The 22,085-nt window shown below is 68.1% G+C and carries 18 protein-coding genes; 4 read left to right on the forward strand and 14 right to left on the reverse strand.

Going from position 1 to position 22,085, the window contains the following annotated elements; genetic code table 11:
- The first annotated feature begins 155 nt into the window (after positions 1-155).
- Complete coding sequence (locus ACYVI5_RS00360) at positions 156-1,811, forward strand: serine hydrolase domain-containing protein (protein ID WP_460578515.1); 1,656 nt, start codon at positions 156-158, stop codon at positions 1,809-1,811.
- A gap of 32 nt (positions 1,812-1,843) precedes the next feature.
- Here the strand turns inward: ACYVI5_RS00360 and ACYVI5_RS00365 are convergent, their stop codons facing one another.
- The 5 genes from ACYVI5_RS00365 to ACYVI5_RS00385 form a co-directional block, all read right to left on the reverse strand.
- Positions 1,844-2,437, reverse strand: a complete 594-nt coding sequence (locus ACYVI5_RS00365) for a TetR/AcrR family transcriptional regulator (protein ID WP_460578516.1) — start codon at positions 2,435-2,437, stop codon at positions 1,844-1,846.
- 71 nt (positions 2,438-2,508) lie between these two features.
- On the reverse strand, positions 2,509-4,521 hold the full coding sequence (locus ACYVI5_RS00370) for an MDR family MFS transporter (RefSeq protein ID WP_460578517.1): 2,013 nt from the start codon (positions 4,519-4,521) through the stop codon (positions 2,509-2,511).
- 196 nt (positions 4,522-4,717) lie between these two features.
- On the reverse strand, positions 4,718-5,584 hold the full coding sequence (locus tag ACYVI5_RS00375) for an alpha/beta fold hydrolase (RefSeq protein ID WP_460578518.1): 867 nt from the start codon (positions 5,582-5,584) through the stop codon (positions 4,718-4,720).
- A gap of 307 nt (positions 5,585-5,891) precedes the next feature.
- Positions 5,892-6,182, reverse strand: a complete 291-nt coding sequence (locus ACYVI5_RS00380) for a hypothetical protein (protein ID WP_460578519.1) — start codon at positions 6,180-6,182, stop codon at positions 5,892-5,894.
- A gap of 99 nt (positions 6,183-6,281) precedes the next feature.
- Complete coding sequence (locus ACYVI5_RS00385; protein WP_460578520.1) at positions 6,282-7,016, reverse strand: glutamine amidotransferase; 735 nt, start codon at positions 7,014-7,016, stop codon at positions 6,282-6,284.
- A 148-nt stretch (positions 7,017-7,164) separates the two neighbouring features.
- On the opposite strand from ACYVI5_RS00385, the gene ACYVI5_RS00390 reads away from it, so the two are divergent.
- Both ACYVI5_RS00390 and ACYVI5_RS00395 read left to right on the forward strand, forming a co-directional pair.
- Complete coding sequence (locus ACYVI5_RS00390) at positions 7,165-7,374, forward strand: heavy-metal-associated domain-containing protein (RefSeq protein ID WP_460578521.1); 210 nt, start codon at positions 7,165-7,167, stop codon at positions 7,372-7,374.
- A 175-nt stretch (positions 7,375-7,549) separates the two neighbouring features.
- The gene (locus ACYVI5_RS00395) at positions 7,550-9,763 is read left to right on the forward strand and encodes a heavy metal translocating P-type ATPase (RefSeq protein WP_460578817.1); all 2,214 of its coding nucleotides are present in this window, start codon (positions 7,550-7,552) and stop codon (positions 9,761-9,763) included.
- A 208-nt stretch (positions 9,764-9,971) separates the two neighbouring features.
- Here ACYVI5_RS00395 and ACYVI5_RS00400 read toward each other — a convergent pair whose 3' ends face one another.
- A complete protein-coding gene (locus ACYVI5_RS00400) occupies positions 9,972-10,919 on the reverse strand; it encodes an aminoglycoside phosphotransferase family protein (RefSeq protein ID WP_460578522.1) in 948 nt (315 codons plus the stop codon).
- A 189-nt stretch (positions 10,920-11,108) separates the two neighbouring features.
- Here ACYVI5_RS00400 and ACYVI5_RS00405 point away from each other — a divergent pair, with 189 nt between their 5' ends.
- The gene (locus tag ACYVI5_RS00405; protein WP_460578523.1) at positions 11,109-12,872 is read left to right on the forward strand and encodes a class I adenylate-forming enzyme family protein; all 1,764 of its coding nucleotides are present in this window, start codon (positions 11,109-11,111) and stop codon (positions 12,870-12,872) included.
- Between the two features lie 76 nt (positions 12,873-12,948).
- On the opposite strand, the gene ACYVI5_RS00410 is transcribed toward ACYVI5_RS00405, so the two are convergent.
- The 8 genes from ACYVI5_RS00410 to ACYVI5_RS00445 form a co-directional block, all read right to left on the reverse strand.
- The gene (locus ACYVI5_RS00410) at positions 12,949-14,418 is read right to left on the reverse strand and encodes an aldehyde dehydrogenase (NADP(+)) (protein WP_460578524.1); all 1,470 of its coding nucleotides are present in this window, start codon (positions 14,416-14,418) and stop codon (positions 12,949-12,951) included.
- Positions 14,419-14,588: 170 nt separating this feature from the next.
- The gene (locus ACYVI5_RS00415; RefSeq protein ID WP_460578525.1) at positions 14,589-16,196 is read right to left on the reverse strand and encodes a molybdopterin-dependent oxidoreductase; all 1,608 of its coding nucleotides are present in this window, start codon (positions 16,194-16,196) and stop codon (positions 14,589-14,591) included.
- 147 nt (positions 16,197-16,343) lie between these two features.
- On the reverse strand, positions 16,344-17,291 hold the full coding sequence (locus ACYVI5_RS00420; protein ID WP_460578526.1) for an aldo/keto reductase: 948 nt from the start codon (positions 17,289-17,291) through the stop codon (positions 16,344-16,346).
- A complete protein-coding gene (locus ACYVI5_RS00425; protein WP_460578527.1) occupies positions 17,288-18,400 on the reverse strand; it encodes a Rossmann-fold NAD(P)-binding domain-containing protein in 1,113 nt (370 codons plus the stop codon). Before ACYVI5_RS00425 ends, ACYVI5_RS00420 begins: the two co-directional genes overlap by 4 nt.
- A 55-nt stretch (positions 18,401-18,455) precedes the next feature.
- The gene (locus tag ACYVI5_RS00430; RefSeq protein WP_460533032.1) at positions 18,456-18,812 is read right to left on the reverse strand and encodes a tautomerase family protein; all 357 of its coding nucleotides are present in this window, start codon (positions 18,810-18,812) and stop codon (positions 18,456-18,458) included.
- 74 nt (positions 18,813-18,886) lie between these two features.
- Positions 18,887-19,675, reverse strand: coding sequence for a carbohydrate ABC transporter permease (locus tag ACYVI5_RS00435; RefSeq protein WP_460533029.1), 789 nt, complete (start codon positions 19,673-19,675; stop codon positions 18,887-18,889).
- Complete coding sequence (locus ACYVI5_RS00440) at positions 19,675-20,652, reverse strand: carbohydrate ABC transporter permease (RefSeq protein WP_460578528.1); 978 nt, start codon at positions 20,650-20,652, stop codon at positions 19,675-19,677. The genes ACYVI5_RS00435 and ACYVI5_RS00440 overlap by 1 nt, the downstream gene beginning before the upstream one ends.
- A 46-nt stretch (positions 20,653-20,698) precedes the next feature.
- Complete coding sequence (locus tag ACYVI5_RS00445; RefSeq protein WP_460578529.1) at positions 20,699-22,072, reverse strand: ABC transporter substrate-binding protein; 1,374 nt, start codon at positions 22,070-22,072, stop codon at positions 20,699-20,701.
- Positions 22,073-22,085 lie beyond the last annotated feature (13 nt).

Below are 22,085 nucleotides of genomic sequence, written 5' to 3' on the forward strand. Positions count from 1 at the left end.
ATCCGGAACGGAGAACTCCTCGTGAACAACGGTCGACGGGCTCGTGAGAGTCGGTTCAGGAGCCACTGGCGGGGCCGACGTGAGAGGCTCGAACCCTGACGAGGCTCTCGTGAGGCCACGTCGAGATCGCCCCGACGACGAAGCGAAGGATGCACGTGAGCACGAACCCAGCACACCTCTCCGACACGATCGCGGATGCTGAGCATCCCGACAGCGCAACGATGGATGCCGAGCGCGGCTGGCGCCGCAGCAGCGCCGAGGCCGAGGGCGTGGACCCGGCAGGCATCCGTGCCCTCATCGACGATCTCGACAGCGATCCGGAGATGGATCCGCATGCGCTCGTCGTGGTGCGTCACGGCGCGGTGGTCGCGTCGGCCCAGTGGGAGCCGTACGCGCTCGAGCGCCCTCAGCTCGTGTACTCGCTGAGCAAGAGCTTCACCACGACCGCGGCCGGATTCGCGGTCGCAGAGGGACTGCTCGACCTCGACAAGCCGGCGGCAGACTACTTTCCGGAGTACGCCGACAGTGTGGCGCCGGCGAGCCGTGGCATCCTCGTGCGGCACCTGGCGTCGATGGCCACCGGGCACCTGAACGACATGATCGTGGCCTTCGCGATCGACGCGGAGCATCCGATCAAGGCCTTCCTGGCGGCACCGCCCGAGCGTGAGCCGGGCAGCGTCTTCACCTACAACCAGCTGGCGACCTACACGCTCGGCGCGATCATCCAGCGCGGCTCGGGGATGCGACTCAGCGAGTACCTTCGCACGCGTCTGCTCGAGCCGCTGGGCATCGCTCCCGTGGGGTGGCAGCAGGAGCCGGTGGATGTCGAGCTCGGCTTCTCGGGGCTGTTCGCCACCCCCGAGTCGGTCGCGAAGCTCGGGCAGCTGTACCTGAGCGGCGGCGTGTGGAACGGCCGGCGACTGCTGCCGGAGTCGTGGGTGCGCGAGGCGACGAGCAAGCACGTGGACAACGCGGCGCCGGGCGGGCTGACGAAGGCGGACTCCGACTGGGAGCAGGGGTACGGCTTCCAGTTCTGGATGGCCCGGCACGGCTTCCGGGGCGACGGAGCGTTCGGCCAGTACTGCATCGTTCTGCCCGAACAGGACGCCGTCGTGGCGATCACATCGCAGACGGTCGACATGCAAGACGTGCTGAACCGGGTGTGGAAGCACCTGCTGCCCGCGTTCCACGATGCGCCGCTTTCGCCGCAGCCCGGTGGCGGGGACGCACTGCACGGCAACCGGCTGAGCATCGGCTTCGATGAGTCGCTCGGCTCGCTGACGCGACTGGACGTCTCCATCGCCGGTGAGTACCGCCGCACGGACGATGCGACGTCGCGCGAGGAGTACGAGGCGCTCGCAGCCGTGACGCTGGAACGCGACGGCGACGACTGGCGGGTGACGCTGCGCGAGAGCGATGCGGCTGTGGATGCCGGCACTCCGGAATCGGGGAACGCGGAGGCGGCCGATGGCGCCGACGGATGGGTTCAGGCCGTGGGTCCGCGCCGCACCTCAGGAACGCCCTCCGGTACGGTCGGCGGACGCATCGGCGACGGCGGCTGGGTGGTGACCGAGGGCTCCGACTCCGGAACGCTCGAGGTCCCGGTGGCGGTGCGCGGTGGCATCCGCTCGTCCGATGGCGTCGTGCTTGTCGACGTCGCGTTCATCGACACGCCGCATCGGCTCAGGCTCGCCTTCGACACGGATGCCCGCACCGTCTCGCCGCGCTGGATCACCCGCGCGCTGGGCTTCGACGGCGCCTACCAGCTGCGCGCCGTGCGACCGGGGGAGTCGTTCGCCGTGCAGCGCTGACCGGTGCCGCGGGCTATGGGACGGGGACGCTGCTACGGCTGCGTCATCTCGGCGTAGCGCACCGCGACGATCTTGTCGACGGCCTGCTGCAGGCGCTCGACGGCAGGCGCATCCTTCTGCGAATGGTCGTGCATGACGAGTCCGAACGCGGCCATCACCAGAGTGACCGCGGCGACGGCCACCTCGTGCGACGGGGCGCGTTCCTCGGCGAGCTGCACGAACTGCTCGCGCACGGTGGCCATCCACTGGCTGAACGCGGGGACGAGCTCGGGCCGGTGCTTGATGACCTGCTTCATGCGCCGGTGGTCGAGGCGCGCGTCGGCCGGCTCGCCGACCAGGTGGCACAGCGCGGGCACGAGGTCGCCGGTCGCTGCGCGGAACTGGGCGACCACCGCGTCGGAGATCGCCGTCTCGGGAAGGCCGAGCGCCGCTGCGGCCTTTGACGGGTAGTAGTTGAAGAAGGTGCGCGGCGAGACATCGGCGTGCTGGCAGATCTGCTCGATGGTCGTGCCGTCGAGGCCGTTCCGGTCGACGAGGTCGAGCGCTGCCTCGTGGATGGCCTGCCTCGTCTGCTGCTTCTTGCGCTCTCGCAGCGTGTCGGGGGCGGGCTCTTGCGCGATGCTCATGGTGTTTCCATTCTGCTCTGTCGCGGCCCGGGACGGCCGGATCGCGGCCGTCCCGGGCGGACAGTGCTTGCTCAGGCGCTCTGCAGCCTGATCGAGCCGGTCTCGGTCATGCCCGCGGCATCCGCCTGCTCCTGCAGCGCCGACGTCTGGCGGAGCGGCGGCACCCTGAAGAACCAGCTGAGGATGAACGCCAGCAGGATCACGCCGAAGCCGACCCAGTAGACCAAGACGACGGCCTGCGTGAATCCGACCATGAACGGCTTGCTCAGCCGGCTGTCGGCGCCGTTCAGGAACGACGTGTCGCTGGTCGACGTGTTCGACGCGGCAGAGGCCTTGGAGCCTGCCTTCGTCAGCTGCTTCTCCAGCGTCGGCGTGAGCTGGTCCACCCAGTGCGTGCGCTGGTTCGAGTTCGACCAGTTCACTGCGACGCGCCCGTCGACCACCGTGGCGTACGCCTTCTGGGCGACCGCCGTCAGGGCCGCGCTCTCCGCGGCCGGCGTCGCGGCGGCAACCTGTTGCTGGATCACGGCGGGGGCCGCGGCCTCGGGAATGGCGCCTGCGGCGACCTGCGCATCCACCGCGGCGCTCACCTGGTCGGTGACAGCCTTGTCTGCAGCGGTCTTCGCGGCAAGGGATGCCTGGTCCAGCCCCTTCTGCACGTTCGACTTGATCGGGTCGACGATGGGCGTCCACAGCTGCTTCATGATCGCCTTGTTGCCGGCGGCGTTCGCGACCTGCGGGTTGAGCGCGGCGTCGAGCGCGGCGGTCAGGGTCGGCTTGTCGGCCGTGGCGTGCACGATGTTGGCCGGCAGCGCGGAGAACAGCACGGAGAGCATGATGGCCGTGCCCAGCGTTCCACCGATCTGGCGGAAGAACGTTGCGGCACTGCTGGCCACACCCATGTCTGTGGCCTTCACGGCGTTCTGGCTGGCGAGCACCAGCGACTGCATCAGCTGACCGAGGCCGAGACCGATCACGAACGTGCCGAGCATGAGGAACCAGAGCGGGCTGTCGTACTTGAGGAACGTCAGCACCACGAACCCGATGGCGGTGAACAGTGTTCCGGTCACCGGGAAGATGCGGTACTTGCCCGTTCGTGCCACAAGCTGGCCGGAGCCCAGCGACGCGATTATGAGGCCGATCACCATCGGGATCATTGCGAACCCGGATGCTGTCGGGCTCAGCCCGGTGACGATCTGCAGGTAGAGCGGAATGGTCATCATGGCACCGAACATGCCGAAACCGACGAACACGCCGATGACCGTGGCCATCGAGAAGGTTCCGGAACGGAACAGCTTGAGCGGGATGATCGCGTCATCCTTCATGAGTCCCTCGATCACGATGAACGAGGCGATCCCGACCGCGCCGACGATGTAGCAGGCGAGTGAGCCCGCCGAGGTCCAGCCCCATTCGCGACCCTGTTCGGCGACGAGGAGCAGGGGAACGAGCGCCACGATGACGGCGGTCGCACCCCACCAGTCGACGCGCGGCTTGGCGCGGCTGCCCACCTTGGGCAGGTGCAGGAACGCGATCACCATGAGCAGCGCGATGATGCCGATCGGAACGTTGATGAGGAACACCCAGCGCCATCCGGTGATCCAGAGGATCTGGCCGGTGCCGGCGAAGATTCCGCCGACGAGCGGGCCGATCACGCTCGAGATGCCGAACACGGCGAAGAAGTAGCCCTGGTACTTGGCTCGTTCGCGGGGGGCGAGGATGTCGCCCATGATCGCCAGGGGCAGCGCCATCATCGCGCCGGCGCCGATGCCCTGGAACGCGCGGAACGCGGCCAGCATCAGCATCGAGGTCGAGAACGACGACAGCAGTGAGCCGAGAACGAAGACGACGATGCCGAAGATGAACAGCGGGCGCCGGCCGAAGACATCCGACAGCTTGCCGTAGATCGGCACCGAGATGGTCGAGGTGATCAGGTAGGCCGTGGTGACCCAGGCCTGTTGCTCGAGGCCGTGCAGGTCGTCGCCGATCGTGCGGATGGCGGTGCCGACGATGGTCTGGTCGAGCGAGGAGAGGAACATGCCGGCCATGAGGCCGTAGATGACGAGGAGGATCTGCCGATGCGTCATGATCGGCTTCGATCCCGATGCCGAACCCGGTGAGGTTCGTACAGGAGCAGTAGCGGTGGACATGCCGGCCCTTCGAGTGACGAGTGATTCGGGACGCGTCGCGCTCGTCACCGTCAGCCGGCGCCGGGCGCCGACGTTGGCGGGCAATTTCTTGCAGGCGGTGCAAGAATACGCCGATCGTGCAGCCTGTGCAAGTTTACTGATGATGCAACTTTGCCGGGATGGCAAATGTGCGGATCTGCAGGGATTGTGGCCTCAGGAACGCGCGGAGGCGCGCGGCCAGCACACCGGCATCCGCGTCGTGTCGCTGTCCGGGAAGAACGTCGAACTCTCCGCCGCGTGCGCACTCGGCGACCTCGCGGGCGCCGTGCTGCATCATGTGCGGTCCGGCGTCGCCGGCGAGCGCGAGCACCGGCACGACGATGGATGCCACCAACTCCGACGGCACGCGGCCGTCGCCAAGGACTGCGTCGTCGTACGCGAGCGTCGGCGCGATGGCCGTCATGCCAGGCCACGCAGGCGACTGGCGCGTGCCCGCGACGGCCTGCTCGGGCATCCCGACGCGGCGAAGGAACAGTTCCACGGCCGTGTCGCGGTCCCCGTCGGCAAGAGCTCGAGTGAGGGCGGCGCTGTACTCGCCCCCGGCTGCGGTGAGGGGTTCGGGCATGAACGGCGGCTCGTAGACCGCGACGGCGCGGATGCGGTTGCCGAGCCGGGACGCAGCCCTGAGTGCTAGCGCGCCGCCGGACGAGATGCCGACAAGCGCCGGCGACCCGCACGTGGTGCCGGTGGAGTCGAGAAGAGCGTCGAGCAGCGCATCCAGATCCTCGAACTCACGCTCGACCGCGTACGGCTCCGTGTCGCCGCTTCGACCGCGGCCACGCCGGTCGTAGAGGAGCACGGTGAAGTCCTCGTCGAGCTGAGTGCAGAGCGGGCGCATCGGGCCGGAGTCGCGGAAGCACATCGCTCCGTCGATCAGGATGACGCCCGGCCCGTCGCCGTGCAGCTCGTAGGCGATCTCGGTGCCGTCGGCGGAGCGCACGGCGGTGGTGGGTGCTGGCATGGTCGGACCGTACGTCTCGGCGGCAGAGCCGTCAAGGGTGAGGCGGGCCGAATGAAAAGCGGGAATCCTGGCGGCGAAGTGACCCGAACACTCGGCCGCCAGGATTCCCTTTCACCCCTCTGGGAAACGCACCGTTGGCCTCCCCTCCTGGGGATGCCTGCTGGGAGTGCCTGGTGCCACATCCAGAGGATATGAATACCAATGTACTCCATATCGTGGCCCCCATTTGGGGGTTGATTTGCGAAAGCCTGATGTGCAATGGTGACCCGAGCCGCAGCTTCGTGGACGAAGCGACGATGCTGTGCGGTCAGTCGGGGTGCGCGACTTCGACGCGCACCGCGATCCGCTCCCTGCGCACCTTACGAGTCTGCGCCTGCAGCGCTCGTGCAAGCGAGCCGACCTTGGCCGATGCGGTCGACGAACTAGGCGCACGCACGGCGACATCGGCACTGATGGAGCGCGCGGCGCGGTCGGTGCGCACGCTGGTCACCCCGTCGGATTCCTCCAGCAAGGGGACGAGCTGGCGCCGGAGCATCCGGAACTCCGCCCCGGCGAAATCGTGGGCGACGAATTCGATCTGTGCTGAGTAGTCGGGCATGCATCCATGTTGGGCAGCGGTCCTCAGCTACATATTTGACACAGTTTTGGCCGTGCTGAAAACGGATGGCCGCTTCCTAGCTCCGCGCGCCGGAGGCGGTCAGCGGGCGTAGCGGTCGACGAAGGTGCGCAGGAGCCGAGCCGGCCACGTGACGGGCGGCGCCGATCGGATCGTCTGCTCCGTCGCATCCAGCTCATGCGGCTCGAAGTAGCCCTCGAAACGGTAGGTACGCACGCGATCAAGGATGTCGTCGGCGGTCAGCTCGGGATGGAACTGCGTGGCGTACAGGTTCGTCTTCACGCGGAATGCCTGCACCGGGCAAGCGTCGCCGGCGGCGAGCAGCGTGGCATCCGCAGGCAGTCGGGTAACCGCCTCCTTGTGTCCCACCCATGCACGGAATGCCGGCGGGATGCCCGTGAAAAGCGGATCGCGCACACCCGCCTCCGTGAGTCGCACCTCCACCGCGTCGACGGGTTCGCCGTAGGTGCGATCGATCACGCCGCCTCGGTGCACGCCCAGCGTGCCGACGCCGTAGCAGGCACCGAAGAAGGGGAAGTCCCGCTCGACGATGCGGTCGAGCAGGCTCGACATCTCCGCCTCCACGCGGAGCTGCACTATGGACTTGTCGCTCCGCGGATCGCTCGCGTTGAACGGGCTGCCGCCCACGAAGACGCCGGAGTATTCATCGAGGTCGAGCTCCGGCATCGGATGCTGCTCCAGGCGGATGCGCGTCAGCTCGCCCTCCTGCAGGCCCGCGAAGTCGCGGAACGCGGCGTACTCTGCGTCGGCGAGGTGATCGTCGAAGCGGGTCGCGAGCAGCAGGAACGGGCGCACGTGCTCCAGCGTGTCACGATCGCGTCCCCAGCGCCGATCAGGTCGCGCAGATGACCCCTGTCAACGCCTCGCAAGGGTCATCTGAGCGACTTGAACGCTGATACCCCCTAGGGGTATAGTTGGCCTATCGAGAACGAGAGGACTTCGAATGACGACCGCCGAGTACGACGTGACGGGAATGACGTGCGAGCACTGCGAGTTGTCGGTGCGCGAAGAGGTGAGCGAGGTTCCGGGTGTTGAAGACATCCGGGTCAGTGCGCAGGACGGGCGCCTCGTGGTGACCTCGAGCGCCACGATCGACGACGACGCCGTGCTGAGCGCCGTGCGCGAGGCCGGCTACACCGCGGTCCGCCGCTGAGCGGCGCTCGGTCGTCAGAGCCGCAACGTTCAGGTCGCAGTTTCTGTCGCGCGCGATCGGTGAGCCCGACAGAAAGTGCGACCTGAATGAGAGAAAGCGCCGAAGGGAGACGCAGGTGACCGTGCCACTGACATCCGCCGATGCCCGGCCGAACGTCGAGCTCGAGATCGGCGGGATGACGTGCGCGTCGTGCGCGAACCGCATCGAGCGCAAGCTCAACAAGCTCGACGGCGTGACGGCGACCGTGAACTACGCGACGGAGCGCGCGAGCGTCACCGCCCCCGCGAACGTCGATGCCGAGGCACTGATCGCCGAGGTCGAGAAGGCCGGGTACTCGGCCCGGGTGCACGCCCCGGAGCCGCCGCGGCCGGCGGAGTCCGACGCGCGGGCATCCGATCGGGACGGCTCCGACCCCGAGCTCCTGTCGCTGCGGAATCGGCTCATCGCCTCTGCCGTGCTGTCGGTTCCCGTCATCGCGATGGCGATGATCCCGGCGCTGCAGTTCACCTACTGGCAGTGGGCATCCCTCGCGCTGGCGGCGCCGGTGGTGGTGTGGGGCGCGTGGCCGTTCCACCGCGCCGCCTGGATCAACCTCCGGCACGGCGCCGCCACCATGGACACCCTCGTGTCGATGGGCACGCTGGCCGCGTTCCTGTGGTCGCTGTACGCGCTGTTCCTGGGGACGGCGGGGATGCCGGGCATGCGGCATCCGTTCGAGCTGACGCTGCAGCGCACCGACGGAACCGGGAACATCTACCTCGAGGTCGCGGCGGGCGTGACGACGTTCATCCTGGCGGGCCGTTACTTCGAGAAGCGCTCCAAGCGGCAGGCGGGCGCCGCGCTGCGTTCGCTGCTCGAGCTCGGCGCCAAGGATGTGACGGTGCTGCGCGATGGGCGCGAGACGACCGTTCCGGTCGGCGAGCTGCGGGTGGGCGACGAGTTCGTCGTGCGCCCGGGGGAGAAGATCGCCACCGACGGCGTCGTCGTTTCCGGGGCATCCGCGGTGGATGTCTCGATGATCACGGGCGAGTCGGTTCCGGTCGAAGTCGGCGTGGGGGATGCCGTCACCGGCGCGACCGTCAACGCGAGCGGCCGGCTCGTGGTGCGCGCGACGCGCGTCGGCTCGGACACGCAGCTGGCGCAGATGGCGAAGCTGGTCGAGGATGCCCAGGCCGGCAAGGCGCAGGTGCAGCGGCTCGCCGACCGCATCTCGGGCATCTTCGTGCCGATCGTGCTCGGCGTGGCGGTCGTCACGCTGGTGGGATGGCTGCTCGCGGGCTTCCCCGTCGCAGCGGCTCTGACCGCGGCTGTGGCTGTGCTCGTGGTGGCGTGCCCGTGTGCGCTCGGACTCGCGACTCCGACCGCTCTGATGGTGGGAACGGGGCGCGGGGCGCAGCTGGGCATCTTGATCAAGGGCCCAGAGGTGCTGGAGTCGACGCGCAAGGTCGACACGGTCGTGCTGGACAAGACCGGCACCGTGACGACGGGCCGCATGGCGCTGGTCGGCGTGATCGCGGCCGCCGGTGAGGACCGCCGCGACGTGCTGCGAGTCGCGGGCGCGCTGGAGAACGCGTCGGAGCATCCGATCGCGCGGGCGATCGCGAGCGCGGCGATGCGCGAGACGAGCGAGCTCCAGCATGCGGAGGGCTTCGTGAACGTGCCGGGCAAGGGCGTGCAGGGTGTCGTCGACGGGCACGCGGCGCTCGTCGGCAAGGCGGCGCTGCTGGCGGAGTGGGCGGCACCGCTCACCGCGGAGCTGGCGGAGCAGATGGCCCTTGCCGAACGCGACGGCAGGACCGTGGTCGCCGTCGCGTGGGACGGCGCCGCACGGGGCATCCTCATCGTCGCCGACACCGTGAAGCCGACGAGCGCCGACGCCGTCGCGCGCATGAAGCGGCTCGGCCTCACGCCGATCCTGCTCACCGGAGACAACGAAGCCGTCGCTCGGCACATCGCATCCGAGGTCGGCATCGACGAGGTCATCGCCGGCGTGCTGCCCAAAGACAAGGTGGATGTCGTCGCCCGCCTTCAGCGTGACGGCAAGACCGTCGCGATGGTCGGCGACGGCGTGAACGACGCGCCCGCGCTGGCGAAGGCCGACCTCGGCATCGCGATGGGAACGGGAACGGATGCCGCGATCGTCGCGTCCGACCTCACGCTCGTCGGCGGCGACCTGCGGGGTGCGGTCGACGCGATCCGCCTCTCCCGCGCCACCCTCGGCACGATCAGGTCGAACCTGTTCTGGGCGTTCGCGTACAACACGGCTGCCGTGCCGATCGCAGCACTCGGCCTGCTGAACCCGATGCTCGCGGGCGCCGCGATGGCATTCTCGAGCGTGTTCGTGGTGGGTAACAGCCTGCGCTTGCGCGGGTTCCGCTCGATCGCCTGACGTGCGGGCATTCGCGGTCATCTCGCCGCGACAACGCGCCAACCGTCCGCTGAGGCCAACCGTTCACTGAGGTCAGCCGTCCAGTGAGGCCAGCCGTCCACTCGTACTAGGTGTTTGCGCCGACACTACGCGCAGTGCGCCCAGTGTCGGCTCAAACGCCTAGTCTCGCGACGGGGACGGCGGCGACCGATCCCCCGTGGGCGTGGCGTCAGCGCTGGTAGGACTCCGCCAGCAGCTGGGCGAGCGCGTGCGTGGCGAGGGAGCGCATACGCGGGTTGTCGTCGGACGACACCGCGAGCGCGGTCCCCATGATGAGCGCCCAGCCGCGGGCGCGGAGCCAGGTTGCGGCATCCGTCGCGCCGGCCTCGGGATGCGAACCATCGGCGACCACCGCGCGGAACACCGCGCGGGCCTCCGGCAGGAACGTGAGCCATGCCGCCGCGAGGTCCGTGGCCGGGTCGCCGGCGGTGAGGTCGCCGAAGTCGAGCACGGCGGCGAGGGATGCGGGGTGGCCGGGGCGGGCATCCAGAACCAGGTTCCCCGGATGCAGGTCGCCGTGCAGCCAGATCGGCGCACCACGCCAGGGCGGTGCGGCCAGCGACTCGTCCCAGAGCTCGCCGAGCGCGGTGATGTCCCACAGGCGCCGCAACTCCCAGAACCGCTCGCGCACGACGCGATCGCGCGAGGCGAGCGGGATGCCGCGCACCGGGTTGAGCGGAACATCCGGATGCAAGAGCCCGTCCGGCGTGCGCGGCGCCGGCGTGTGCAGAGCGGCGACGAAGCGGGCGAGCGGAACCGCGAGGGGCGTACGGTCGGACGCCGCGACATCCGCCCCGTCGATGCCCTCGACCCAGCGCACGACGCTCCACGGCCAGCGGAACAGCGCACTCGGCACGCCGACGCGCACCGGCACGGGGCCAGGCACGGTCAGCTGCGGCGCGAGCACCGGGAGCCACCGCTGCTCGTGCTCGAGGAGGTGAGCGGCCACATTGCGCCTGGGGATGCGCACGGCGAGGTCGTCGCCGAGGCGGTAGATCGCGTTGTCCCAGCCGTTCGACACGAGCCGGAGATCGCCCTGGAGGTCCGGGTGCTGCTCGGCCAGGAGCGCGCGCACGAGTGCTTCGTCCACCTGGATGTCTGCTGCCGGGGTCTGCATAGCCGTTACAGCGTACGACGCCGGATTGTGGACCCGTGTTGCCGTTGCAGCGCCGAATAGCGGCATGAAGCGCCAACTATTCGCCGGTACCGGAGGCAACCGCCGTACTACGGTCGGATTCAACGGTGCACACCCGGCGCGAAGAGGCGTCACGGGGTGCACGACGACCCGAGTAGAGAAGAGGCTGCCATGACGGTAGAAGACCTCGTCGGCCAGGATGACGCGAAGAGCCAGGACGACGCGAAGAGCCAGGACGACGCGAAGAGCCAGAGTGCCGGCACCGGCGCGAGCACCCGCAACACCGAGTACGACCCGAGTGAGTTCCGCCGGGTGTTCGAGAACCACTTCACCTGGGCGGCCGCATTCGAGCGCAACACCCACCGCTACGCGCACCGGCCGGCCCTGACCGACCCGCAGTCCGGCCGATCCTGGACCTACGAACAGCTCGGCGAGGTGACCGGGCGCCTGGTTGAGGGCCTGCGTTCCCGTGGGGTCGGCGTGGGAGACATCGTCGCGTACCAGCTGATGAACGTGCCCGAGTTCGCGTTCCTCTACATCGCGGCGCAGGGGCTGCGTGCCGTCAGCTCGCCGATGAACTTCCGGCTCGCGCCGGCCGAGACCGCGCACATCCTCTCGGCACAGACCCCGACCGTGTTCGTGTACGACATCGACGACACGGCGAACGTGCGCAGCGCGCTCGAGCTGTCGTCGCACAGCCCGCGCATCCTCGCCGGAGTCGGCGATGGTGAGCTGCTCCCCGGCGCGGTGCGCTTCGAGGAGCTGCTGGCGGATGCTGCACCCAGCTTCCGCGCGCCGGCCGATGCGTCGACGTGGGACGAGACATCCCGCCTCTACACCTCCGGCACCACCGGCATGCCCAAGGCCGTGCCGCTGACGAGCCTCAACGAGGTACTCACCGCGCACGACGTGATCATGCACTTCCCGCTGGCGCCGACGGACAAGACGATGAACATGTCGCCCTGGTTCCACCGCGGCGGCAACTACTGCGCAGGCCCGAACACGGCGTTCTACGTGGGTGCGGAGGTGGTGACCCTGCCGCGGTTCGATCCGCAGGTGGTGCTGGACGGCATCCAGCACTACAAGCTCACCTACGTGATCGGCGCGCCCACCAACCTGGAACGCCTCGCGGATGCCCAGGAGGCTCAGCCCCGCGACCTCACGTCGCTGCACGGCATCGTCACGATGGGTGCCCCGCTCGACCGGGCCGCCGCCCTGCGCTACCAGCGCGTGCTGACGCCGCGCATCGCGAACGGGTACGGCACGACCGAGGCGTTCTGGAACACCTACCTACGGCCGGACGACCTGCCGGATGCCGCCGGTGCCGCCGGCCGCGCCTGCCTCGACGACGACGTCGCCGTGGTGAAGGTGTTCGCCGACCGCATCGCCGCTCCCGACGAGCAGGCCGAGAAGGACGGCCAGGAGATCGGCGAGGTGATCATGCGCTCGACGAAGAGCGGATACGCCTACCTCGGCAACGAGGAGGAGCAGGCGGAGAAGTTCCGCGGCGGCTGGGTGTATCCGGGCGACCTCGCCACGTGGAACGAGGACGAGATCGTCACCATCGTCGGACGCAAAGACGACATGATCATCTCGGGCGGCGAGAACGTGCATCCGGTGCAGGTCGAAGAGGTGCTCGCCGGCCACGAGGGCGTCGCCGACTCCATCGTCGTCGGACTGCCCGATTCCGAGTGGGGGGAGCTCGTCGTGGCCTATGTGCAGCCGCGCGAGGGCAAGCTGACGGATGCCTCAGAGGCTGCGCGCGACCTGGACGCGTACCTGCGTGCGAGCGTCGCGCTCGCCGACTACAAGCGTCCGCGGAGGTACGCCTTCGTCACTGAGCTGCCCTACACCGCCACCGGCAAGAAGCAGCACTTCAAGCTGAAGGAGCAGGCGCCGCAGGATGCGGCAGACGGCCGCTTCGTCGCGCCGTAGGACGCCCTCCCGCTCAAGCCGCGCAGCTGGCCCTTTAGGGTGCGCCATAAGGGCCGGCTGCGCGACGTGAACGAATTCAGGCAGGGGTGTATTCGCCGTCCACCGTGCGCGGCAGGTGCCACGGGTTGTCGTTCTGCAGTGCGGGCGGCAGCGCGGCGTCGGGCACGTCCTGGTACGCGACGGGGCGCAGGAACCGGGCGATGGATGCTGTGCCGACCGACGTGAAGTGCGGCGCCGTGGTCGCCGGGTACGGTCCGCCGTGCTGCTGGGCGTACGTCACCGAGACGCCGGTGGGCCAGCCGTTGTAGAGCACGCGGCCGGCCTTGTCGGCGAGGGCCGCGACGAGGGCTGCGGCATCCGCGTCGTCGTCGGCGCCCTGCACCGTCGCGGTCAGCTGGCCCTCGAGCACGTCGGCGATAGCTAGCGCCTCGGCCGGTGAGTCGTAGCGCACGAGCAGGGCAGCGGGACCGAAGTGCTCCTCGAGCAGCTCGGTGGGGTAGGCGAGCAGGGTGGCGGCATCGGTGCCGTACACGGTGGGTGTCGGCACCTCAGCGTGACTCGGGTCGCCGACGAGGAGGGCGACGTCGTCGCGGCCGGCGAGCGGGTCGAGGCTGTCGAAGAATCCGTCGCGGATCTTCGCATCGAGCATCTCGCCGCCCGACGTCGTCTTCACGGCCTCGACGACGAGGTTCTCGAGCCCCGCGTCGCGCGGCACGAGCAGCACGCCCGGTTTCGTGCAGAACTGGCCGACGCCGAGCGTCATCGAGCCGGCGAATCCGATGGCTATCGCATCCGCTCGTTCGGCTGCGGCCGCTGCAGTGACGAAGACCGGGTTCACGCTGCCGAGCTCCCCGTAGAACGGGATCGGCGTCGGCCGCGACGCGGCGAGGTCGAACAGGGCGCGTCCGCCGTGCAGCGAACCGGTGAAGGTCGCCACGGTGAGATCCGGATGCAGCACGAGGTCGCGGCCGACCTGGCGTCCTTCCACCAGCGCGAACGCGCCCTCGGGAGCACCGGATGCCTTCAGCGCGCCGCTCACGTGCGCCGCGACCGCGCGCGACAGCTCCGGGTGAGCCGAATGCGCCTTGACGATGACCGGGCATCCTGCCGCGATCGCGGCCGCCGTGTCGCCGCCTGCCACGGAGAACGCGAACGGGAAGTTGCTCGCCGCGAAGACCGCGGCCGGACCGAGCGGGCGCAGCATGCGGCGCAGATCGGGACGCGGGCCCATGCCCCAGTCCGGGTCAGCATGGTCAATCGTGGCCTCGAGATAGGCGCCGCGTTCCAGCAGCTCGGCGAACAGGCGCAACTGGAAGGTCGTGCGCACGAGTTCGCCCTTGAGTCGCTGCTCGAGGAGGTGGCTCTCCCGCATCGCAAGCGGAACGAGCGTGGCGGTATCGGCATCCAGAGCATCGGCGATCGCCTGCATCCACGTCGCGCGCTCCGCAGGTGTCGACGCCGCGAGAACGGGCGCCGCCCCCACTGCGCCGGCCATCGCAGCGTCGAGGTCTGCGCTCGCAGGGGCTTCCGTCGTCGTTTCGCTCATGGTTTCTCCTTGTGATCCGCATCGCTTCGATGTCGTGCCATCGTCGCCCGAGAAAACGTTTCCTGGGCCATTCTCGCACTGTTTACCCCGTCGTTCAGGTCGCAGTTTCTGTCCTCATGTGCCGGCGATGCCGACAGAAACTGCGACCCGAACGGGGATACCGCCAACACCTACCGCACCGTCACCGAGATGGTGTGCCAACCGGTGGCGCCGTTCGGTGCGGGCGGCGCCACCGCGGATGTCTGCGTGTACCCGTCCGCGTTCGTCGCCCGCACCTGCAGCTGGTGGTTGCCGCGTGTGGCATCCCACTCCCACACCCACTGCCGCCAGGTGTCGGCCGAGACGGTGTCGGCCAGCCGCGCCTGTTGCCACGGTCCGTTGTCGACGCGCACCTCGACGGAACGGATGCCCGTGTGCTGGTCCCATGCGACGCCCGCCACGGCGTACCGCCCCGCCGGAATCGAAGCGCCGTCCCGCGGGCGGTCGATGCGCGATGCCGTCTTGATCGGCCCCTTCGCCGACCAGCCCTTGTCGGTCCAGTAGCCTTGGGCCTGATCGAAGCGCGTGACCGTGAGCCGGCTCAACCACTTCGTCGCCGAGACGTATCTGTACAGGCCGGGCACGACCATCCGCACCGGGAACCCGTGCTCGAGCGGCAGAGGCGAACCGTTCATGCCGACCGCGATGAGGGCATCCGTTCCGGTGTCGGTGAGCACGCTGAGCGGCGTACCCGCGGCGAATCCGTCCACGCTGCGCGACAGCACCATGTCGGCGGATGCCCGTGGCTTCGCCTGCGCCAGCAGCTTGCGCACCGGATACCCGAGCCAGACCGCGTTGCCGACCAGGTCGCCGCCGACGTCGTTGGAGACGCATGCCAGCGTGATCGCGTGTTCCTCGAGAGGGAGCGCGAGCAGCTGCGAGAACGAGAGCGTGATCGGGTTGCCGATCATGCCGTCGATCGTGAGCTTCCACGTGTCCGGATCGACAGCCGGCACCTGCAGCGCGGTGTCGATGCGGTAGAAGTCGGTGCTCGGGGTGATGTAGGGGGTGAGCCCGCTGAGGTGAAGGTCGGCGCCCGCTGGCACCGGCGGGGCAGGCATCACCGGCTTCGGCAGGTGCACGAGCGAACGAGCGGAGGCGATCGCCACGCTTCCCGCGTTGATCGTGCGCGCGACAACGCCGGCGACGAGCGCGACGGCGCCGACGCCGATTCCGAACGCAAGGAACGACCGGCGCGTGCGCTCGGGAGCGCTGCTGGGCACGCGCGATGGTTCGGACGCGGCTGCCCACTCGCGCAGTCGATCGACCGCACGAACCAGCACGTAGACACCGACCAGCGTGCCTGCGACCGTGGGAAGGAGCCACCAGTAGGTGGCATCCGCTCGGGTCATGACCGCGATCAGGGCGACGAGGCCGATGAAACCAAGCAGAAGCACCCCGAACGGACGCCTGATCAGCTCGAGGATGCCCGCGAGGCCCGCCAGCACCACGACGAGAATGCCGAGGCAGACGAAGAGGAACACCTTGTCGCCGGTGCCGAACAGGCCGATGACGAGGTCTTTGAACCATCCGGGTGTGAGGTCGATGACCCACGACCCGACCGCGAACAGCGGACTGGATGCGGCGCCCACGAACACCGCAAGCACCTCCGCGACGCCCCATGCGGCGAGCGCGGCCACGACTCCGCACCCCGCAGCGATCGCGTACAGGATGCGCCCGCGTGGTGCAGCGGCGCGCGGCGTCGTGGCCGCGCTAGGCGCGGTGGTAGCGCTCTGCATGGGGCTCAGCATAGGTCGGTGGCCCTGCAACCGGCTGTGCCGCTGGTACCTTGCGGACTCGTCGTAGAGCGGAAATCGTGGACGGTCGTGGTCGACGGTCGCGAGACAGCCACAGCGGATCGGTCGTCCAGCGGAGGAGCCGGGGTTTCAGTGCAGCCAGAGCTCGGGTGCGGGCGTTAGCTGCTCCAGCTCATCCCACAATTCCTGCGGGATCTCCACCGCGGCGTACTCAAGCGTCTGCTCGACACGCTCCGGCGTCGAGATCCCGACGACGGTCGAATCGACGAGTGGGGAGCGGAGGGAGAACTGCAACGCGGCGGCGGCGAGGGGCACGCCATGGCGAGCACAGGCATCCTGCATCGCCGTCGCAGCGCTGGCGATGCGGTCGTCGCGGTCGCCGTAGCCGTACTTGGGCTGCACGGCCGGTCCCTTGGCGAGCATCCCGCCGCCGAAGGGTGCAGCGTTGAGGACGCCGATCCCACGTGCGCGAGCGGCTTGGAAGAGTGTGTCCGCCGAACGGTCGAGCAACGTGTGCCTGTTGTGGCTCAGGACCACGTCGAAGAGCCCCGTGTCGAGATACCGTGCGAGAAGCTCGACGGGGCCTCCCGCCACACCGATCTGCTCGACAACGCCTTCGCGCTTGAGGTCGGCGAGTGCGGCCACCGGTCCGTCGTCTGCCACGCCCTGCTCGAAAGCGATCCGCTCCGGATCGTGCAGGTGCAGCAACGGCACGGCGTCGATGCCCAGACGTTCGAGGCTTTCGTGCAAGGATGCCCGCACCCTCGCGCCCGAGAAATCACCGGTCGCCGGGTCGGGATCGATCTTCGTGGCCAGGACCACATCGCGGGGGAGCCCGCCGTACTCCCGGATCGCCGCTCCGATCCTGCGCTCCGCCGTGCCGTCCTCGCCGTAACCGTTCGAGGTGTCGATGAAGCGGATGGGGCTGTCGAGCACGGCCAGCACCGTGTCGACCGCTCGCCGCTCGTCCACGTCGTAGCCGTACAGTCGGGCCATACTCGCGAGCGGGCTCGTCCCGAAGCACAGTTCGGTGACCTGCACGCCGCCAGCGCCCAGTGGCGTCGTCTTCAGCGTCATCGAAGGCTTCCTGCAGTCTCTGCGTCGGTCGCGGCTGCTTCGCGGGGCACGGCCGGCTGTGCGGCCGGGGCGTACTCCGCGACAGCGGTACGCGCAGAATGATAGGCCGCGACGAGACGATCGAGCACGGCATCCGTCTCATCGTCGCCGCGTGCGAGCATCGGATGCTCGGTGCGCCAGCCGACCATGCGCGCGACAGACCTTTCGAACGTGAGCTTGGGGGCATACCCGGGCACGAAGCGGCGGATCTTCGTCGTGTCGAAGACCGCCGAATGCCCGAGGTCGCCGACCATCTCGCCCGACCAGAACCATTCCGGAGCGATCACGGGATAGAACTCGCTCGGAACGTGGACGAGTCGAGGCTCCGTGCCGAGCGCCCGCGCGACGATGCCGTAGATCTGATCCCACGTGTAGACGTCATGGCCCGTGATGTTGAACACCTCGCCGATCGTGCGCGAGTTGCCCAGCAGGCCGACGAGGCCCTGCGCGAAGTCCTCGGCATGAGTGAGGGTCCACAGCGAGGTGCCATCGCCGTGCACGGGCACCTCCTCACCCCTGGCGAGCCGATCGAAAACCGCCCAGCCCCCCGGCAGCGGCGGGTTCTGGTCGTCGTAGGTGTGCGAGGGCCGCACGACGGTCACCGGGAACCCGGATGCCCGATGCGCGTCGAACAGCGCACCTTCCGCCCGCCATTTGGCGGTCGCGTAGGGCAGCGGAGGGTTCGGACCCGTCGGCGTCGACTCCGTGATGGGTACCTGCCGCACGGGTTTCGAGTAGATCGAGGCGGAGCTGATGTGCACGTACTGGCCGATCCGGCCGGAGAAGAGCCGAAGCATCCGCTGCACGTCGTTCTCGTCGTAGGACAGAAAGTTGACGACCGAGTCGAACCGGCGCTCGCCGATCGCGGAGGCGACAGCGTGTTCGTCGGTCACGTCGGCGGCGAGGTGCTCGACGGATGCCGGCAACTCCCGCTGCGCTCGGTTGGCACCGCGATTCAACACGGTGACCCGCATGCCCGTGGCCGAGGCCAGTCGAACGCACGAGGCGCTGATGGTGCCGGTTCCGCCGATGAAGAGCACGCTCAGCGGTGCGTTGTCGTGCTGGAGCACAGTGGTTTCCTCTCTGGAAGATGCGGGACGAGCCGAACGAAGGACCGCGAAGCGATCAGCGCCCGGCCCACCAGTCCTCGAAGCCGTTCTCGGCGAGGCAGATGAGCACGTCTTCACGACGGATGCCGAGAGGCTCGAGCTTCTCGACCACCGCGCGGAAGAACGCTTGCTTCGTGGCGACCGGATACATGTGAACGGCCGTCACGTGGATCAGCAGCAGCGACCGGCGATCCACGCCGTTGTATGTCGGGTCGAATTTCAGCTCCTCGGGCCCGTGCGGCCGGAAGACCTGGAACCGGTCGTCGGCGGGGATGCCGAGCGCCTCGATCTGCGCTTGGTGGATCGCGGCGCCGATCGCGTCGTGCGACGCGTCGAACAGTTCGCGGGCGAGGTCTACCTGAATGAGTGGCACGAGGCCGTCCTCTCTGATGTGGGTTGAAAGGGGTGTAAGCGGCGCGACAGTGTGGAGGCGTCGCCCCTGTCGGGCTACTTGATCGCTCCCGCCGACAGGCCGCGCTCGAACAAGCCCTGAAGGCAGAGGTAGGCGACGATCTCGGGAATGGCGGTGAGCACGGCCGATGCGAGCACCTTCGTCTGGTCGTTGCTGAACTCCCCGACGAAGAACTGCGGAACCAGGGTGATCGTCTGCATGTTCTGCGACTGCAGGAACACGAGCGGCATGAGGTAGTCGTTCCAGGCGCCGATGAGGGTGAAGATGAGCACTGCAGCCGCGATCGGACGCGTGAGCGGGATCACGAGGTACAGGAATCCCCGGAACGAGTTGGCCCCGTCGACCCGAGCAGCCTCGAACATCTCGTCGGGCAGCCCGTTGATGAAGTTGCGGGTGAGAAGAACCGCGAACGGCACCTGCAACGCGGCAAGGGGCAGGATGACCGACAGGTACGTGTTGTAGAGGCCGAGCTGCTGCGCCGTGGAGAAGAGCGGGGTGAGCAACACGACCTCGGGCAGGGTGAGGCAGACCAGGAGCATCCAGAAGTACACCTCGCGCGCCCGGATGTGCAGCTTGGCGAACCCGTACGACGCCAGCATCGTGACCGCGTAGACGAGCACGATGACTCCGATGGCGATGATGGCGCTGTTCAGAAAGAATCGGAAGAACCCGGGCACGCCGAGCACGGCGGAGTAGTTGCCCCAGCCGGCACCGGCGAACGAGCCCTGAACCATGACGATCAGCGGGAAGAGGAACGGCAGAACGAAAACCGTCGCCGCCAGTTGCAGCAGTGCCTTGCCCCACCAGCTCCTGACTTCGAACATCAGCGGGCGCCCTTCCTGATCGTGCTCTTCTCGCTGCGCTCACGCCCGGCCGTCTGGAAGATGATCGCCATGCCGAGAGCGACGACGAGCAGGATGACCGAGAGCGCGGCGCCGTATCCCGCGTGCGCGAGCTGAATCGTTGTCTGGTAGATGTACGTGCCGAGGAACTGCGTGGCGTTGTTCGGCCCCGCGACGGTCACGAGCCATGGCACGTCGAAGGTCTTCAGGGCGCCGATGGCGCTGAGGATGGCCAGCGCGACCGTTGTGCCGCGCACGCTGGGCCAGATGATGCTGATCAGCGTTCGGAGGTTGCCGGCACCGTCGATGCGCGCTGCCTCGATCATCGACTGGTCGATCTGACTCATGGCCGCGAAATAGAGAACGAAAGTGAGGCCCGTCCACTGCCAGATCGTGATCACCATGATCACCGGAAGCGCCGTGCTCTCCTGTCCGATCCACGGCTGAGCCAGGAGGCCGAGGCCGATGTGTTCCAGCAGCCAGTTGAACTGGCCGTTCGCCGCGAAGAGCTGCCGGAACACCGGCGCCGTGATCGCCGGTGCGAGCACGACGGGAACGAAGACGATCACCTTGTAGAGAACGCCGAGCTTGATCTTCGAGTGCATCATCACGGCGAACACGAGCCCGAGCACTGTCTGCAAGCCGAACGTGACGATGAAGAACACGATCGTGTGCGAGACGGCCTTCCAGAACACCGGGTCCTGGAAGATCCGCACGTAGTTGTGCAGCGCGACCCACTCGGGTTCCGGGCTCAGGCCGTCCCAGTTCAAGAGCGAGATATAGCCGGTGTAGCCGATGCAGTAGTAAATGAGTCCGATGCCGAGGACGAGCGCAGGAAGAATCCAGGGCAGTCCCGACGCCTGGAGCCGGCGGCGCCGGCGACCGGTCCCACGAGGAGACCGGTCGCCTTTCGCCGCGGAGCGAGGCGCGCCTTGCGTACGCACGACGGAGGCGGTCACGGGGTGCGCCCTTGGTCCGATTGCTCGGCGGCCATCGTGAACTCGCTCACTGGTTCGCGGCGGCCTGTGCGGCCTTCTCGAGGGTGTCGGCAGCCTGCTGGGGACTCGCGCTTCCGCCCGCCACCGACTGCGCGGCAGCGAGAATCGCATTCTGCACGTCGGCGCTCAGGAGTGCCTCACGCGGCTCGGTCACGCTCCCGACCTTCTTCAGCAGGTCGTTGACCGGAGTGCTCTGCAGGTTCGGGTCGACGAACTTGATCTGTGCGAAGTCCGGCTTGACGCCCTTGAGCGTAGGCAGCGTGTCGAGCCGGTTGGCGATGACCTGCTGACCCTCCTTCGTAGTCGCGATCCACTTCGCGAAGGTCTCGGCCGCTGCCCGATTCTTCGATTTGGATGCCACGGCCAGCCCGTAGTCAGCATCGCCGTACATCTCGCTGACGTGGCCCTTGCCCGCGACATCCGGGAAGGCGATGGGAAGGATGGGGAAGGTTTTCGCTCCCGCGACTCCGGCAGCCGAGATGGCCTCGTTCATCGCATTCTCGGTCGCGTACTGGGTGTACCAGGTGCCCATCATGATCATCGCGTACTTGCCGGTGAGGAACTGGTTGTTGGCGTCCGGGTATTGCTGTGCGCCGAGCGCGCCGGCCTGCATGATGCCGCTGTCGAAGAGGTCCTTCCAGATCGCGAGCGTCTTCACGATCACCGGGTCGTTCCACTTGGCCTTACCCTGCGATGCCTTCGTCCACAGCCCAGGCTGGATGGAGTTGGCGATCGACTGCAGGGTGTCCTGATCGAAGCCCTCCTGCGCGGCGCCCTGCACGAAGCATCCGACGCCGTTCTGCTTGAAGACCTGGCAGTCCTTCTTCCACTCGTCCAACGTGGTGGGCGGTTTGAGGCCGTACTTGTCGAACAGCTGCGAATTGATCCACAGCATTCCGGCATAGGTGGAGCCGACGGGCAGCGCGGTCAGCTTGCCCTTGAGGGTCATGCCGCTGATCGCGATGGGCGCGATCTTCGACTTCCAGTCGGAGCCGAGCGCGGCTTTGGCGACCGGCGTCATGTCTTCCGCGTACGGCCCGAACTGCTGCACTCGAGCGCCGGGCTGAAGGTCGAACAGATCCGGACCGGCGCTCGAGGCGAGTGCGGCCCGGATGGTCGCGTCATAGCTCGTGATGTCGATCAGTTTGAAGTTGACCTTGATGTCCGGGTACTTCTTGTTGAACTGGGCGATGAAGTCCTTCGCCTCTTGGCTGTTGGTGGGTGTCCAGCCCCACCAGTTGATCGTTCCCTTGGTGGCTGAGCCGCTCGAGCCCTGGTTGCTGCCACTGCTGCACGCGGTGAGACCGAGGGCAGTCATGCCCACCATCGCTGCCACTGCGGCTGCTCTCAGCGCCTTCTTCGATCGGAATGGCAAGTGCATTGTGATCCTCTTC

It is taken from the genome of Humibacter ginsengisoli, from assembly GCF_054780095.1.

Bases quoted from the DNA above. Each gene is read 5' to 3' on its own strand.
- ACYVI5_RS00365 (WP_460578516.1), bottom strand. From the start codon at position 2,437: ATGAGCATCGCGCAAGAGCCCGCCCCCGACACGCTGCGAGAGCGCAAG.
- ACYVI5_RS00370 (WP_460578517.1), bottom strand. From the start codon at position 4,521: ATGACGCATCGGCAGATCCTCCTCGTCATCTACGGCCTCATGGCCGGC.
- ACYVI5_RS00375 (WP_460578518.1), bottom strand. From the start codon at position 5,584: ATGCCAGCACCCACCACCGCCGTGCGCTCCGCCGACGGCACCGAGATC.
- ACYVI5_RS00380 (WP_460578519.1), bottom strand. From the start codon at position 6,182: ATGCCCGACTACTCAGCACAGATCGAATTCGTCGCCCACGATTTCGCC.
- ACYVI5_RS00390 (WP_460578521.1), top strand. From the start codon at position 7,165: ATGACGACCGCCGAGTACGACGTGACGGGAATGACGTGCGAGCACTGC.
- ACYVI5_RS00395 (WP_460578817.1), top strand. From the start codon at position 7,550: ATGACGTGCGCGTCGTGCGCGAACCGCATCGAGCGCAAGCTCAACAAG.
- ACYVI5_RS00400 (WP_460578522.1), bottom strand. From the start codon at position 10,919: ATGCAGACCCCGGCAGCAGACATCCAGGTGGACGAAGCACTCGTGCGC.
- ACYVI5_RS00405 (WP_460578523.1), top strand. From the start codon at position 11,109: ATGACGGTAGAAGACCTCGTCGGCCAGGATGACGCGAAGAGCCAGGAC.
- ACYVI5_RS00410 (WP_460578524.1), bottom strand. From the start codon at position 14,418: ATGAGCGAAACGACGACGGAAGCCCCTGCGAGCGCAGACCTCGACGCT.
- ACYVI5_RS00415 (WP_460578525.1), bottom strand. From the start codon at position 16,196: ATGCAGAGCGCTACCACCGCGCCTAGCGCGGCCACGACGCCGCGCGCC.
- ACYVI5_RS00420 (WP_460578526.1), bottom strand. From the start codon at position 17,291: ATGACGCTGAAGACGACGCCACTGGGCGCTGGCGGCGTGCAGGTCACC.
- ACYVI5_RS00435 (WP_460533029.1), bottom strand. From the start codon at position 19,675: ATGTTCGAAGTCAGGAGCTGGTGGGGCAAGGCACTGCTGCAACTGGCG.
- ACYVI5_RS00445 (WP_460578529.1), bottom strand. From the start codon at position 22,072: ATGCACTTGCCATTCCGATCGAAGAAGGCGCTGAGAGCAGCCGCAGTG.